Below are 14,958 nucleotides of genomic sequence, written 5' to 3'. Positions count from 1 at the left end.
CATGCGCAAGCTGGCGGACATTGCCAAGTCGAAGGAAATCATCCCGACGCGCATCTCCTTCGTCGACATCGCCGGCCTGGTGCGCGGCGCGTCGAAGGGCGAAGGCCTCGGCAACCAGTTCCTCGCCAACATCCGCGAAGTGGATGCTGTCGTGCACGTTCTGCGCTGCTTCGAAGATGACGACATCACCCACGTCGAAGGTCGCATCAATCCGGTTGCCGACGCCGAGACGATCGAGACCGAGCTGATGCTCGCCGACCTCGAGAGCCTCGAGCGCCGCACCGAGCAGACGCGCAAGCGCTCTGTCGGCAAGGACAAGGATTCCATGGCGCAGCTTCCGATCATGGAAGCCTCGCTGAAGCTCCTGCAGGACGGCAAGCCGGTGCGCACGCTGCTTGCAACGCTCGATGCCGAAGAACTGCGCATCCTCCAGGGCCTGAACCTGTTGACGGCTCACCCGGTTCTCTACGTCTGCAACGTCGCGGAAAGCGATGCGGTCGACGGTAACGAGCACACCCGCGCGGTCGCCGAAATGGCAAAGGCGCAAGGCGCTGAAAGCGTCGTGATCTCGGCTGCGATCGAATCCGAAGTGGCGCAGCTGCCGGAAGAGGAAGCCCAGGAATTCCTGAGCGCACTCGGCCTGACGGAAGCCGGTCTCGACCGCCTGATCCGCGCCGGCTACAAGCTGCTCGACCTGATCACCTACTTCACCGTCGGCCCCAAGGAAACACGCGCCTGGACGATCCAGCGCGGCACCAAGGCCCCGCAGGCCGCCGGCGTGATCCACACCGACTTCGAGCGCGGCTTCATCCGCGCCAACACCATCGCCTATGAAGACTACATCGCGCTTGGCGGCGAAGTCGGCGCCAAGGAAGCCGGCAAGGCCCGTGACGAAGGCAAGGAATACGTCGTCCAGGACGGCGACGTCATCCACTTCCGCTTCAACACGTAATGGCCTTCAGTTTGATCCCGCAGTTGAGATGCGGGATCAAAGCGCATCAGAACTTAAGATCACGGCGCGGCATGCAACCGCGCCGTCATCGTTTCCGGCAACAGGTCGATGACCATGCGGCGCAGCCGCTGCCAGAAGATGCCGATGAACAAGACGGTCACACCGACAATCGCGAAGGCGATGAAGACGTAGCTGTCGAGCGAAGCTCCGGTCTTGCCCAGCACTGTCCAGATCGCGCCTCCGAGCGACAGAAGCCCTGATGTGACAAAAGCACGGCGGTCGATGACGAGCCCGACCAGCATGAAGGCGACAACAATCAGGATGGCGGCAACCGCCTGGCCGGATCCGGCCTGACCATCCCACCAGACGCCGCCCTCAGACAGGAAGACCAGGCCCATCAGCGAATAGAGCAGAGCCGGGGCAGCGGCGAGATGCAGCCAGAAGGCTGTGTCCGAACGCGCGGTCAGGCGCTGTGGATCGGAGACGTCGTAGCGCATGGCAACCGCAAAGACGCTGAACGCACCTACAAGCGAGGTGATCGGGATGAGCATGAAGCGGTCGCCGTTGGCGAGGTCGAACCCCAGGCTTTGTTCGAAGGCGATAAGGACCGCAAAGATGCCTATCAGCGCGACCGACAGAACCAGACCGGCGAGCGCCAACGGAACGCGATAGCGCAGGTAGAACAGCCCCAGCGGGATCGGGAAGGCCGAGAAATAGGCAAGCGAAAAGGTCAACGGCTTCCAGGCGTCCATTTGCTCGCCGACGAAATAAAGGGATGTCGTCGCGATCCAATGGACGAGAGCGACCGTCAGCACCACGGAAGGCAGGGCCAGTCGCTGACGCCGAACCAGAATTTCCGCGAGCACGAGCATGACCGGGAGTGTCGCCAGCGGACCGCCGAGCCCCCACAGGCCGATGAGCACGACGACGACGCCGATCGTGATCAGGATATCGTGAAACCCCCTGAGGAAACGCGGCTGTTCGCTGTCCTCCGCCGCTTGCGCTTCCAGCGCATCGTCGCGCAGGTCCGCACGCGCGTCCGAAACTGCGGGTCCGAAGCTGAAGCCCCGGTCGGCAAGATAGTCTTCCAGATCTCTCACCTGATGCGCTGAGATGATCCCTTTTTCGGCAGCGCCCGTAAGCGCTCTGTTCAGTTCCGTCACGAGCAGTCCCCGATGAAACGATGGCAGTTAAAGCAATTCCAGGAAAAGTGCGGTGCGGTTTTCCGTTCGGAATTGCGTGATACCAGAGGGTAAGATCATTTCGCTGTTTCGAAGAAACAATGAAATGAGCGAGAGCGACAGAAAAGCTGGTTGCACGGACAAGCGGCAAGAGCAACCGGAAACGTTCATGCGGGCAGCCGTCAGCGCTCCGCTCAAATCGATTCCGCTGCGAGAGATTATGCAGTAGGAAAGCGTCAGCAAATCAGACGGGACACTTCCAGCATGCTGTATTTCGAGGATTTTTCCGAGGGGCGCCGCTTTGACTACAAACCGGTCGAGATGAAGCCCAAGGAGATGATCGCCTTTGCCAGCGAGTTCGACCAGCAGCCGATGCATCTTGATGAGGAAGCCGGCAAACGCAGCATCCTCGGCGGTCTTGCAGCGTCCGGCTGGCACACCAGCGCCATCGGCATGCGCATGATGCTCGACGCCTTCATGGGCAACTCGTCGTCGCAAGGGTCCCCTGGCATCGATTTCATGGACTGGCGGAAGCCGGTGATAGCAGGCGATGTGCTTTCCGGCTTCAGCCTCGTCGTCGAAGCGCGCCGCTCGAAGTCGAAACCCGATCTCGGCATCGTTAAATTTCGCAACGAAATCAACAATCAGGCGGGCGAACCCGTGGCGGTTTCCGAATGTTCGGTTCTCTTTCGTTGCCGCGAGAAGGGCAAAGCCTGATGATGACGATGGAAGAATTCTACGCGGCGAAGGCCAGGACCCTGATCGGCAGCCTGACCTTTTCGGCCGAGGACATCATCCGCTTCGCCACCGACTTCGATCCCCAGCCTTTTCACCTCGACGCTGAAAAGGCACGGCATTCGCTGTTCGGCGGTCTCTGCGCATCCGGCTGGCACACCTGCGCCGGATGGATGCAATGCTTCGTCAAATTCTGGAGGAACGAGCAGCGCCGTCTGGCCGCCGAAGGCCTGCGGGCGCCCAACCTCGGCCCCTCGCCCGGCTTTCGCGATCTCAAATGGCTGAAACCTGTTTATGCAGGCGACACCATCACTTACTTCGTGACCTTCCTCGAAAGCCGCTCGCTTGCATCCAAGCCGGGCTGGCGGATCAACACGATCCTCTGCGAGGGCGAGAACCAGCACGGCGAACCGGTCATCCGCTTCGAAAGCAGGGTCATCGAGTTCGTGTAGGCCCTGACCGGCAACAGACGGCCGGCGCGCCATTCCAGTCCGTGACAGTTCTTAATTTCCGCGTGGTTTGAGCGTAAAATCCGACCGCAGAGCGCGGGAGTGTCCACCGCCCCTACTGAGACACCCCGCGTTGAAACCGGGAGTGCCGACTATGGAAAAGACCCATGTCTGCGAACTGGCTGACGCATACCTGCGCCTCGGCGGTCACCGCCGCGTCGTCATAGACGATAACGAGACGTCGGTCCGGAGCTGGGAAGACGAGCCGCCGGAGGCCGAACGCTTCTGGCAAAAGGAAGTGGAAACATTGCCGCCGGACACGCGGCGCGAAGTGCAGCTGATGCTGCGGACGATCAACCGTCTCTAGAGCAATTCCAGGAAAAGTGCAGAACGGTTTTCCGTCCGGAATTGCGGAACATCAGAGAGTTAGATCATTTCACTGTTTCGACGAAACAATGAAATGATCTAAAGCGCGGTACGTTCAACTGAACGTGTTTCAACTGAACGCGTAAAGAACGCTCTAGAACCGGAAACGCCGAAAAGCCAAAAAGGGTGCGCGTTTCACCCGCACCCTGCTGTATGGGGTTGTCGAGACCTGATCAGTGCCCGTCGAACTCGATCAGCGTGCGAACGTTGACGCCGAGCGCCTCGAGCTTCTTGCGCCCGCCGAGTTCCGGAAGGTCGATGACGAAACAGGCAGCGACGATGTCGGCGCCCATCTGCTTCAAAAGCTTCGTTGCCGCTTCCGCCGTGCCGCCGGTTGCGATCAGATCGTCGACGAGGATGACCTTCTCGCCCGGCTTGATCGCGTCCTTGTGCATCTCCATCTCGTCGACGCCGTATTCCAGGCTGTAGGCGATGCGCACGGTGTCGTGCGGCAGCTTGCCCTTCTTGCGGATCGGCACGAAGCCGGAGGACAGCTGATGCGCGATCGCGCCGCCGAGAATGAAGCCGCGCGCCTCGATGCCGGCAATCTTGTCCACCTTCGTCCCGGCATAGGGATGCACGAGTTCGTCGATCGCACGGCGAAACGCACGCGGATTGCCGAGCAGCGTGGTGATATCGCGAAACATCACGCCCGGCTTCGGATAATCAGGAATGTTCCGAATGGCGGAGATCAGTTCCGATTGAACGGTGGTGGTCATGGGCAAATAAGCCTTTGCGTCTCTTGTTACCGCAAACCCATAACACCATCGGCGCGCTTGTCGATAATGCTTTCTTGTCGCCCGCAACGCTGGAACAATTTGGCCGCAGTCCAGTTGATGCTACTCTAAGCGCGCGGTCGCCCGCATTGGCGCGCCGCGCTCTCGCATCAAACTACACAGGGAAGGAAGCAGCCATGCGCCTGTTTGAATGCGGTTCCCTCGTGCCGGGTTGCGAATGGCACACCCGCGCAGAAAACGATGCCGAAATCGTGCGCCGCGTCGTCGAGCATATGCGCGACACCCACGGCGAAACGGTCATTCGCGAAAACATGATCGACAACATCAAGGCCCGGATCACCGACGCTTCCAAGGCGGCCTAAGCCGTCTGGCCAAGCGCCCCGATCAGGCCGACCGTACCATGGTTTCAAGCCGGGCAAGAAGGTTTGCCCGGTCGAGGCTGAAGTTGCGCTCGACCCAGAGCGTTTCGAGTTCACTCAGGATCTCTCCCACCCTCGGCCCGGCCGCCAAGCCGGCCTTCAACACGTCGGAACCGCTGAGCGGGAAGCTCGGCCGCTGCCACCCTTCAGCCCGCGCCAGCAGGCGGCGCAGCGCCGCCGTCTCGGAGAGCCGCGACGGGTCCTCCTCCGACTTGCGGCGCGCTGTCGCCAACGCCAGGCGCAGCTTGACGGCAATGCCTTCGGCGCCGTTGCGATAGAGCAGTCGATCGAACGCCGTATCGGCCGTGGTTGCGGCGATCGCGGGCGCTTTCACCCAGCGGCTGAAGAAACCGGCTTCCGCTTTTGAAATGCGCAGCCGCTCGGCCATTGCCTCCAGCCGTTCCTCATCAGGCGGTACGATCGCCGAAAGGCGCAACAGCGGATCCGGCATCCAGCCGAAGGCACGTTCCGCGGCAACGAGGTCGGGGATCGCGTCGATGCCCCATTTCTCCGTTTCCGGCAGGATCTCGGTGAGGACGCCTGCCTGACGCATCCAGAGAAGCGCCCGGCCCGGATCGGTAGCCGAAAGCAACTTCTTGGTTTCGGCCCAAACGCGTTCCGCAGAAAGCGTCGACAGCTTGGAGCGCGCCCTGGCGCAGGCGCGCAGGCCGTCGGCGTCGGGACGGCCGTTGCCGTAATGCGCGAAGAAGCGGAAGAAGCGCAGGACACGCAGATAATCCTCGGCCACCCGCTCGGAAGCGTCACCGATGAAGCGCAGCGTGCGCGTCTCGATGTCGGAGAGACCGCCGACATCGTCGAAGACCTCGCCACGGGCATCCGCATAAAGGGCGTTGATGGTGAAATCCCGCCGCTCGGCATCCGCCTTCCAGTCCGTGCCGAAGGCCACTTCCGCGTGGCGGCCGTCCGTCGCGACATCTCGGCGCAGCGTCGTCACCTCGTAGGGCGTTCCGTCAATGACGAGCGTCACCGTGCCATGGTCGATGCCCGTCGGCACCACCTTGATGCCGGCCGCCTTCGCCCGCTCGGCAACCTCGTCGGGACGCCAGGTCGTCGCCATGTCGATATCGCCCGCCGGCAGGCCCATCAGGCTGTTGCGCACAGCGCCACCAACGACGCGCACTTCGCCGCCATCGACGTTCAAAACCTCGAAGACACGACGGAGAGAAGGCGTAGAGAACCAGCCTTCGCCAGCAACCGAAGTCATGCATAGAGCCTTTCATAGAGCATGCGCAGAATGCCGGCGGTGATACCCCAGATGTTGCGACCGCCATAGGGCATCCGGTAGAAATGTCGCTCTTCGCCCTGCCAATGCCCGCTGCCACGATCATGGTTGGTGGGATTCATCAGGAACGACAGCGGCACCTCGAACACGCTTTCGACCTCTTCCGGATTGGGGACAAGCTCGAAGCCGGGCTTGACCACCGCAAGCACGGGCGTGATGCGGAAACCGGACATGGCCATGTAATGCGGCAGGCGGCCGATGGTTTCGACGAAGCGCGGGTCGAGGCCGATCTCTTCCTGGGCCTCGCGCAACGCCGCGATCTCGATCGACCGGTCCTCGGGATCGACGGCGCCGCCGGGAAAGGCGACCTGGCCCGAATGCTTGCGCAGGCTGGTGGTGCGCTGCGTCAGAATCACGGTCGCATCGTCCCCGTCGTCGACGACGGGCACGAGAACCGCGGCATCCTTGAGTTTGAGCGTCTCCAGATAGGGCACGATGCCGGGATTGAGCAGGAAATCACCATGCTCGCGCCAGGCGGTGTCAACCGGTCCGCCCATCTGGGTCAGCGCGCGACGGCGAAATTCGTCGGCGGAAAAGGGATGCATGTTCATCGGGAAAGCGCTTCCAGCTCGGCCGCCGGCATGATCGGAAAAATCGCCCCACCGGAAACTACGCAGAAGGTCTCGACGCCATCGACATCAAGCATCTCGCCAAGTTCGACAATGTCATACATGACCGGCCGCGACACCAGGGCCTCAAGCCGACCGCGCACGTGCAGATAGGGTTTCAGCTCCCGGTTTTCGCCGTGGATAACGAAACGCAGCGGGTGCTCCGGACCGGCCTCGACCACGTCGCCGACATTGGTGCGGAAAGTCAGGATCTGGCCCTCATCGCTGTGTGTCACACTCATCTCGACGGCGACGAAGGGCGCGTCGACAATGCGGATGCCGACCTTTTCCACAGGTGTCACCAGATAGGTGCGCCCGTCCTCGTCCTTGCGCAAGACCGTGGAAAACAGCCGCACCAGCGGCTGCCGGCCGATGGGCGTGCCGAGGTAGAACCAGGTGCCATCGGCGCGGATTTCCATGTCGATATCGCCGCAGAACGGCGGATTCCAGCGCTCCACCGGCGGCAGGCCGCGCGCTTTCTCGCCGGTTTGCCCGGCCGCGCGCGCAATCAGTGCCGCCAGTCCGGCCGCATCTCCGGTTTGCTGAATTTCGGCTTCTGCCATCGTTCCGTCCCGTTTGGTCCCGACTTTCAGATCGAGACCTTTGATATCTCACGAGATAGTGCGTCGGCGCTGACTTGTCAGCCGTCCGACAGGGTCTAAATTGGAAATAGGCGACTGAAATCCCGGCTGCTGCATAATTCCGTAAACCGGAATCGATTTAAGGACAAAATTGTGCGGGCAGTTCAAAATGTTACAGCGGCTATGGCGCATCCTATAACAAGGCGCCGCGCTGCAAGGCGATTCGGTTTAACAACGGGCGACCGGGGAGTATGACCATGAGTGTGATGAAGGGCGCGGCAGACGCGACCGACGAAAAGGCGATCGTCGCTGCGGCCGAAAGCGCGCTCAGCGAAATTGCCCGGGTCCGCGCGGAAGTCGGCAAGGTCATCTTCGGCCAGGAAAATGTCGTCGAGCAGACCCTGCTTGCGGTTCTGTCCGGCGGCCATGCCCTGCTTGTCGGCGTTCCGGGTCTTGCCAAGACGAAGCTCGTCGCGACGCTCGGCACCGTGCTCGGCCTCAACTCCAGCCGCGTGCAGTTCACGCCCGACCTGATGCCTTCCGACATTCTCGGCTCCGAAGTGATGGACCAGGACCAGGCCGGCCACCGTTCGTTCCGCTTCATCCCCGGCCCGATCTTCACGCAATTGCTGATGGCCGACGAAATCAACCGCGCCTCGCCGCGCACCCAGTCGGCGCTGCTGCAGGCGATGCAGGAGTACCACATCACGGTTGCGGGTGCGCGCAAGGACCTGCCGGCCCCCTTCCATGTGCTTGCCACCCAGAACCCGCTGGAGCAGGAAGGCACCTACCCCCTGCCCGAGGCCCAGCTCGACCGCTTCCTGATGCAGGTCGATGTCGGCTACCCCGATCTTACGGCCGAACGGCAGATCCTGCTTGAGACCACCGGCGTCGGCGAAGCGACCGCCCACCCGGTCATCGATGCCGCAAGGCTTCAGCAGATCCAGGGTCTCATCCGCCAGATGCCGGTCGGCGAGAAGGTGGTCGACGCCATCCTGGCGCTGGTGCGCTCCGCCCGCCCGGGTAACGGCAATGCCGCCACCGACAAGAACGTTGCCTGGGGGCCCGGCCCGCGCGCCGGCCAGGCGCTGATGCTCTGTGCCCGTGCCCGCGCGCTCTACGACGGACGGCTCGCACCGTCGATCGACGACATTCTGGCGCTGGCCGAACCCGTGCTCCAGCATCGCATGGCGCTGACTTTTGCCGCGCGCGCCGAGGGCATGACCGTGCGTGACGTCGTCGCCGACCTGGTGAAACAGGCCAGAGGCTAGCGCATGGCCACCGTCGGGCACATTGTCTCGCGTACACCGGCCAGTGAGGTACTTTCGCGCGCGCAACAGCGCGCGATGCTCGTTCCCGATTGCCTGGTCGAAGCGCGTCGGATCGCCAACACGGTGATCTCCGGCTGGCACGGCCGTCGCAAGCGCGGCATCGGCGAGAACTTCTGGCAGTTCCGGCCCTATTCGGATGGCGAGAGCATGTCCCGCATCGACTGGCGCCGCTCGGCCCGCGACGACCACACCTATGTGCGCGACCGCGAATGGGAAGCCGCCCATACGATCTGGCTGTGGGCCGACCTTTCACCGTCGATGATGTACAAATCGAAGCTCGGCACGGTCTCCAAGGAAAGCCGGGCACTCGTTCTCATGCTGGCGCTTGCCGAAATCCTGGCGCGCTCGGGCGAGCGCATCGGCTGCCCGGGCGTCATGGAGCCGGTCTCTGCCCGCAACGCCGCCGAACGGCTGGCGACCGCGATCACGCTTAGCCCGCTTGCCGAGGGCCTTCCCAAAACAGGGATGATCCGCAGCGCCAGCGACCTGGTGCTGATCGGCGATTTCCTCGATCCGGCAGAAAAGATCATGGAACGGCTCGGGCCGCTCGCGCGGCGCGGCCTGCGCGGCCATGTGGTCGAGATCGCCGATCCGGCCGAAGAAGTGTTTCCCTACACCGGCCGAACCGAGTTCACCGACCCCGAGACCGGCGAGAAGCTGACGGCCGGGCGGGCCGAAGTCCTGCGCGAGGACTACCAGCGCGCCTATATCGGCCGCCGTGACAGCCTCGGCGTGACGCTGCGCCATCTCGGCTGGACCTTCACCCCGCACAAGACCGACAGGCCCGCCTCCGAGGCGCTTGTCGCCGTGCACACCTATCTCTCCGGCATGCCGGGACGGGCGACCCACGGAGGCCAGCTATGAGCGGCCTGCCCTTCCTCTTCGGCAATCCGGCAATCCTCGCTGCCCTCGTCGCCCTGCCCGTCATCTGGTGGCTGCTGCGCATGACGCCGCCGCGGCCCGCGGCCGAAGTGTTCCCGCCGCTGCGCATCCTCGCCTCGGTGATGAAGCGCGAGGAAACACCGGCACAAAGCCCCTGGTGGCTGACGCTCCTGCGCATGCTGATGGCCGCTGCGCTGATCCTGGCGATTTCCGATCCCGTCATGAACCCGCGGCAGAACACGCTTTCCGCCACAGGTCCCCTGGCTCTCGTGATCGACAACAGCTGGGCGACGGTCGCCGACTGGGACAAGCGGGTCGAGACCGCCAGTGCGATGATCGACGATGCGGAGGCGAAGGACCTGCCGGTCTCGATCGTCTTCACCACCGACCGTCAGCACGACGCAACGTCCACGTCCGCAGCCGCTGCACGCGAACGGCTGGGGGCGGCGCAACCGCAACCGCTGCCGGCTGAGCGCGGGCCTGCACTGGCCGCCATGAAAACAGCCCTTTCGGGCACGCCGCCCGGCACGCTCGCCTTCCTCAGCGACGGCATCGAAACCGGCGATGGCGAGACCATGCGGCAGGTTGCCGAACTCGGCGCCGCCAATGTCCGCCGGATCGAAGGCAACGGCGAAAGCGCGATCGCGCTGACGTCGGCGACCAATGAAAACGAGGGCATGCGGGTGACGGCCTCGCGGCTCCCGCTTGGCGAGCCACGCGCCTACTACGTGCTCGCCCGCGACGCGCGCGGCACGGCGATCGCCGAGGGCGAGTTGCGCTTCGACACCGGCGCGACCAGTGCCAACGCCCTGCTGAAGGCGCCTTTCGAGCTGCGCAACGACTTTTCCCGGCTGACGATCGAGGGACTGGCGACGGCCGGCAGCATTCATCTTCTCGACGACGGCAACCGCCGCCGACGTGTGGCGCTTTTGAGCGGCGAGGTTCACCAGGCCCAGCCTCTCCTGTCGCCGCTCTACTACATCAAGCGGGCGCTGGAGCCGCATGCGGACCTGATCGAGCCGCGCGAGGAAGCGATCGGCAAGGCAATTGCCGAACTGCTCGCCCAAAACCCGTCGATCCTTGTCATGGCCGACGTCGGCCGGCTGCCGGATGAAAGCTACCCGCTGGTCACCCGCTGGCTGGAGAATGGCGGCATGCTGGTGCGCTTCGCCGGTCCCCGGCTCGCAGGCGCCCCCGCCGACGACCCACTCGTTCCCGTCGTTCTGCGTCAGGGCGAACGAACGCTCGACGGCGCGCTTTCCTGGTCCGAGCCGCAGCCGCTCGCCGATTATCCTGCCACCAGCCCCTTTGCCGGCCTGGAACGGCCGCGTGACGTGCTGGTGAAACGCCAGGTGCTGGCGCAGCCGACACCTGATCTGGTGGAGCGGACCTGGGCCAACCTTGCCGACGGTACCCCACTTGTAACGACGGCCGAGCGCGGCCGCGGACGCATCGTGCTCTTCCACGTGAGCGCCGATCCGAACTGGTCGAACCTGCCGATTTCGGGCTCGTTCGTCGATATGTTGCGCCGGTCGATCCAGCTGTCGCGCGCCGGCGGCGTCGCCGGCGATCAGGCCAGCAAGGCGCAGACACTGCCGCCCTACCGGCTGGTGAGCGCACGTGGCGAGCTGACGAGCGAAACCGGCAGCGCCCGGCCGCTCGAAGTCGCGCCGGGCGTCCCACCGACCGTGTCCGCCGACACACCGCCCGGCCTCTATGGCTCGGAGGAAGGTTTCGTCGCCAACAACCTTCTGCCTGATGGCGGCACGCTCGCTCCGATCACCGGCAGCCTTGTCGGCGACCGGGCGGAAGGACTGGAAGGCGCGCGGCCGCTCTCCATCCGGCCCTATCTCTTTGCGCTCGCACTGGTGCTCTTCGTGATCGATGCGCTGATCGTGCTCTACATGGCCGGCGGGCTGACAGGATTGCGTGGTCGCGGGAGCCGTGGTGCCGCTGCCGCCGCAGTGCTTGCAACTCTGGGCCTTGCAACGCTTGGCTTCGTCACGCTCGCTCCGGCAATCGCCCATGCGCAGGACAGCAAGCCCAGCGACGAGCAATCGCTGCAACGGCTGGATACCACCCACCTCGCTTATGTCATCACCGGCGAGGCCGAGGTCGACCGCTTGTCCGAGCAGGGGCTGATCGGCCTCAGCAACTATCTGACCTATCGAACGGCGCTTGAACCGGGCGCGCCAGTCGGGGTCGACCTCGAACAGGACGAACTCGCCTTCTACCCGATCATCTATTGGCCCGTCTCGGCAACGGCGCCGATGCCGAGCAGCCGGGTCATGAGCCGGATCGATGCCTATATGCGCAACGGCGGAACGGTGCTGTTCGACACCCGCGACCAGTTTTCCTCGCTCAATCCATCGGCCGCGGGCGACAGCCCCAACGTCCAGCGTTTGCAGGCCATGTTGAGCGGCCTCGACATCCCGCCTTTGGAGCCGGTGCCGTCCGATCACGTGCTGACGAAAGCCTTCTATCTGCTTTCCAATTTTCCGGGACGCTACGCCGAGAGCCAGCTGTGGGTGGAGGCAGCCCCCAACGGCGAGGAAGCACAGGGCAACCGCCCCGTACGCGGCGGTGACGGCGTGACGCCGATCATGATCACCGGCAACGATTTTGCCGGCGCCTGGGCCGTGGATGTCAACGGCGCGCCGCTGTTGCCAACTGTGCCGCCGGACGAAATGCAGCGCGAATATGCCTACCGCGCCGGCGTCAACATCATGATGTACATGCTGACTGGCAACTATAAGTCCGATCAGGTTCACGTGCCGGATCTCCTCCAAAGGCTTGGGCAGTGAGGACTGAGCGATGACCTATGGTTTTGCACCGCTGCTCCCATTGATGTTCTTTGTGCCGCTGGTGGTGATCGCGGCACTGTTCATCGGCTTTGGCCTCTGGCGGAAGATAAGGGGCGCCTGGTTGCGCCTGGCTGCGCTCGCAGCACTTGCCCTTGCGATTGCCAACCCTTCCATTTTCGTCGAGTTGCGTGACCCGTTGTCAACGATCGTCGCAATCGTCGTCGACCGCAGCCAGAGCCAGCAGAATGGCGAGCGAACCGAACAGACCGATCGGGCGGTCGAGGGCCTAAAGGCGCGGCTGGCGGCAATCCCGCTGATCGAGCCGCGCATCGTCGAGGCCAAGACCGACCCGGCGAGCGTCTCTCCGTCAACGAACCTCTTCATCTCGCTCGCGACCGCGCTCTCGGACGTCCCGCCGGCCCGCATCGGCGGCGCCATCTTCGTCACCGACGGCCAGATCCACGACGTGCCCGAGATCGGCCGCGCGCTCGGTTTCGACGCCCCGGTCCACGGGCTGATCACCGGCAAGCCCGATGAATTCGACCGGCGCGTCGAGCTCGTCAATCCACCGCGCTTCGGCATCGTCGGCGAAGAGCAGAAGCTCTCGTTCAGGGTCGTTGACGATGGTGCAGCCCCCGGCGGAACGGCCGAGGTAACGATCCGCCTCAACGGCAACGAGATTGCGCGTGAGCGGGCCGAACCCGGCACCGACGTACCCTTCAGCTTCAATGTGCCGCGCGGCGGCAACAATGTGCTTGAATTTGCCGTGGACGCCGTTCCAGGCGAAGTGACCACGGCCAACAACCGCGCCGTTCACGTGCTCGACGGCATCCGCGAAAATCTCCGGGTGCTGCTGGTCTCCGGCGAACCGCATGCCGGCGAGCGGGCCTGGCGCAACCTTTTGAAGTCCGACGCGGCCGTCGACCTCGTGCACTTCACCATTCTGCGTCCGCAGGAAAAGCAGGACGGCACGCCGATCAACGAACTGTCGCTGATCGCCTTCCCGACGCGCGAGCTGTTCGTCGACAAGATCAACGAGTTCGATCTCATCATCCTCGACCGCTACCAGCATCGCGGCCTCCTGCCGATCCTCTACTACGACAACATCGCGCAATATGTGGAAAACGGCGGCGCGCTTCTGATCGCCGCCGGCCCCGAGCACGCCGGCGACGATTCGATTGCGGCAACGCCGCTCTCGGCCGTGCTTCCGGCCGCCCCAACCGGCGTGATGAACGAAAAGGCCTTCTTTCCGCGCCTGTCGGAAGAGGGAAAGAAACATCCGGTGACCCGCGGCCTCGAAGGCTCCGGCAGCGAGCCGCCGCAATGGGGCCGCTGGTTCCGCACGGTCGATGTCGACCGGCCGCAGGGACATACCGTGATGGAGGCCGCCGACGGCAAGCCGCTCCTCGTGCTCAATCGCGTCGGCAAGGGCCGTGTCGCCATGCTCTTGTCCGATCAGGGCTGGCTGTGGGCCCGCGGCTTCGAAGGCGGTGGCCCGCATGTCTCGCTCTATCGGCGCACCGCCCACTGGCTGATGCAGGAGCCCTCGCTGGAAGAGGAAGCGCTGACAGCGCGCGCCCGCGGCCGGACGCTGGAAATCACCCGCCAGACGATCGACGGCGATCCGGGACCGGTCTCGGTCGTCTCGCCTTCCGGGGAAAAGCAGGAGGTCAGGCTGACCGAGCGCCAGCCGGGTCTCTACACCGCCGAACTCGCCACCAGCGAAACCGGGTTGTTCGAGATGGCGAACGGCGAACTGACCGCCCTTGCCCATGTCGGCGATCCCAATGCCCCGGAATTCAAGGCGGCGATCTCGACCGAAGATACGTTGCGCCCCTGGGCCGAGAAGACCAAGGGTCTCGTGCGGCGGCTCGCAAGCGCCGACGGTCCGCTCGATCTGCCGACGGTGCTGCCCGTCCGGGGTTCGCTGCGCTCGGCCGACGACCAGCGGCTGTCGATCCGCATGACCGACGAAACCGTGCTGAAGGGCATCAATTCCGTGCCGCTCTTTACCGGGCTGCTCGGTCTGGCCGCCCTGCTCTTCCTCATCTCCGCCACCTGGTATCGCGAAGGCCGATGAACAATCACACCATTACCGTCAGCGATCTTCGAGACGCGCCGCACTTTTTCGATGACGTCGCCGACCGCATCTGGCGTGCCTGGTGGGAACCGCAGGGGTTTCCGCTGGACCACATCTCTGGCCTGCTTGAGGAAAGCCTGGCGCACGATGCCGAAGCGCTTTGCCTCGTGGCTCACGACGGCGATCGCTTCGTCGGCACCGCCTCGGTGATTGCCTCCGACCTCGAGGAGCGGCCGGATCTGACGCCCTGGGTGGCGGCGGTCTGGGTCGATCCACCGTTTCGGGGGTCAGGTATCGGCGGCGACATCGTGCTGAAGGCCGCCCGCGCGGCTTTGCGCACCGGGGCAAAGGCCGTGCACCTTTGCGCCCTTCCCGGCAAACGCGCCTTCTACGAGCGCCTCGGTTGGCGGCTGGACGAAACGGATGTCGGCGAGGACCGCCTTGACGTCTTCAGCATGCGTCGAACCTGA

15 protein-coding genes are annotated in these 14,958 nt (G+C 64.1%); 10 read left to right on the top strand and 5 right to left on the bottom strand.

The genetic code is table 11. The features are described 5' to 3' along the window. Positions 1–952 (top strand): redox-regulated ATPase YchF (gene ychF, locus VGO04_RS18635; RefSeq protein WP_327497463.1); only part of this gene is annotated, 952 nt, incomplete at its 5' end. A gap of 59 nt (positions 953–1,011) precedes the next feature. Here ychF and VGO04_RS18630 read toward each other — a convergent pair. Then, the gene (locus VGO04_RS18630) at positions 1,012–2,115 is read right to left on the bottom strand and encodes a hypothetical protein (RefSeq protein WP_327497462.1); all 1,104 of its coding nucleotides are present in this window, start codon (positions 2,113–2,115) and stop codon (positions 1,012–1,014) included. A 282-nt stretch (positions 2,116–2,397) separates the two neighbouring features. Here VGO04_RS18630 and VGO04_RS18625 point away from each other — a divergent pair, with 282 nt between their 5' ends. The 3 genes from VGO04_RS18625 (at position 2,398) to VGO04_RS18615 (ending at position 3,684) form a co-directional block, all read left to right on the top strand. Further along, a complete protein-coding gene (locus VGO04_RS18625; protein ID WP_327497461.1) occupies positions 2,398–2,850 on the top strand; it encodes a MaoC family dehydratase in 453 nt (150 codons plus the stop codon). Further along, a complete protein-coding gene (locus VGO04_RS18620) occupies positions 2,850–3,320 on the top strand; it encodes a MaoC family dehydratase (protein WP_327497460.1) in 471 nt (156 codons plus the stop codon). The genes VGO04_RS18625 and VGO04_RS18620 overlap by 1 nt, the downstream gene beginning before the upstream one ends. A gap of 151 nt (positions 3,321–3,471) precedes the next feature. Continuing rightward, positions 3,472–3,684 (top strand): hypothetical protein, encoded by a 213-nt coding sequence (locus tag VGO04_RS18615; protein ID WP_327497459.1) that lies wholly within the window; start codon positions 3,472–3,474, stop codon positions 3,682–3,684. Between the two features lie 232 nt (positions 3,685–3,916). Here the strand turns inward: VGO04_RS18615 and VGO04_RS18610 are convergent, their stop codons facing one another. Further along, the gene (locus VGO04_RS18610; RefSeq protein ID WP_327497458.1) at positions 3,917–4,462 is read right to left on the bottom strand and encodes an adenine phosphoribosyltransferase; all 546 of its coding nucleotides are present in this window, start codon (positions 4,460–4,462) and stop codon (positions 3,917–3,919) included. A gap of 194 nt (positions 4,463–4,656) precedes the next feature. On the opposite strand from VGO04_RS18610, the gene VGO04_RS18605 reads away from it, so the two are divergent. After that, entirely contained in the window at positions 4,657–4,842 is a 186-nt protein-coding gene (locus tag VGO04_RS18605) for a DUF1059 domain-containing protein (RefSeq protein WP_327497457.1), read from the top strand. Between the two features lie 22 nt (positions 4,843–4,864). Here VGO04_RS18605 and VGO04_RS18600 read toward each other — a convergent pair whose 3' ends face one another. The 3 genes from VGO04_RS18600 to VGO04_RS18590 are packed head-to-tail and all read right to left on the bottom strand — an operon-like array spanning position 4,865 to position 7,373. After that, positions 4,865–6,124, bottom strand: a complete 1,260-nt coding sequence (locus tag VGO04_RS18600; protein WP_327497456.1) for a CCA tRNA nucleotidyltransferase — start codon at positions 6,122–6,124, stop codon at positions 4,865–4,867. Beyond that, positions 6,121–6,753, bottom strand: a complete 633-nt coding sequence (locus tag VGO04_RS18595) for a CoA pyrophosphatase (RefSeq protein ID WP_327497455.1) — start codon at positions 6,751–6,753, stop codon at positions 6,121–6,123. Before VGO04_RS18595 ends, VGO04_RS18600 begins: the two co-directional genes overlap by 4 nt. Continuing rightward, positions 6,750–7,373, bottom strand: a complete 624-nt coding sequence (locus VGO04_RS18590) for a DUF1285 domain-containing protein (protein ID WP_327497454.1) — start codon at positions 7,371–7,373, stop codon at positions 6,750–6,752. Before VGO04_RS18590 ends, VGO04_RS18595 begins: the two co-directional genes overlap by 4 nt. 275 nt (positions 7,374–7,648) lie before the next feature. Between VGO04_RS18590 and VGO04_RS18585 the strand changes: the two genes are divergently transcribed. Genes VGO04_RS18585 through VGO04_RS18565 form a run of 5 tightly spaced genes read left to right on the top strand, consistent with a single transcriptional unit; the run spans position 7,649 to position 14,958 of the window. Then, positions 7,649–8,662 (top strand): MoxR family ATPase, encoded by a 1,014-nt coding sequence (locus VGO04_RS18585; protein WP_327497453.1) that lies wholly within the window; start codon positions 7,649–7,651, stop codon positions 8,660–8,662. 3 nt (positions 8,663–8,665) lie between these two features. Further along, entirely contained in the window at positions 8,666–9,586 is a 921-nt protein-coding gene (locus tag VGO04_RS18580) for a DUF58 domain-containing protein (protein WP_327497452.1), read from the top strand. After that, positions 9,583–12,408, top strand: coding sequence for a DUF4159 domain-containing protein (locus VGO04_RS18575; protein WP_327497451.1), 2,826 nt, complete (start codon positions 9,583–9,585; stop codon positions 12,406–12,408). Before VGO04_RS18580 ends, VGO04_RS18575 begins: the two co-directional genes overlap by 4 nt. A gap of 10 nt (positions 12,409–12,418) precedes the next feature. Continuing rightward, the gene (locus tag VGO04_RS18570) at positions 12,419–14,488 is read left to right on the top strand and encodes a hypothetical protein (protein WP_327497450.1); all 2,070 of its coding nucleotides are present in this window, start codon (positions 12,419–12,421) and stop codon (positions 14,486–14,488) included. Then, the gene (locus VGO04_RS18565) at positions 14,485–14,958 is read left to right on the top strand and encodes a GNAT family N-acetyltransferase (protein WP_327497449.1); all 474 of its coding nucleotides are present in this window, start codon (positions 14,485–14,487) and stop codon (positions 14,956–14,958) included. Before VGO04_RS18570 ends, VGO04_RS18565 begins: the two co-directional genes overlap by 4 nt.

Source organism: Ensifer sp., from assembly GCF_035999185.1.
GTDB lineage: Bacteria > Pseudomonadota > Alphaproteobacteria > Rhizobiales > Rhizobiaceae > Ensifer.
This window is presented reverse-complemented; position numbering and strand designations above follow the sequence as displayed.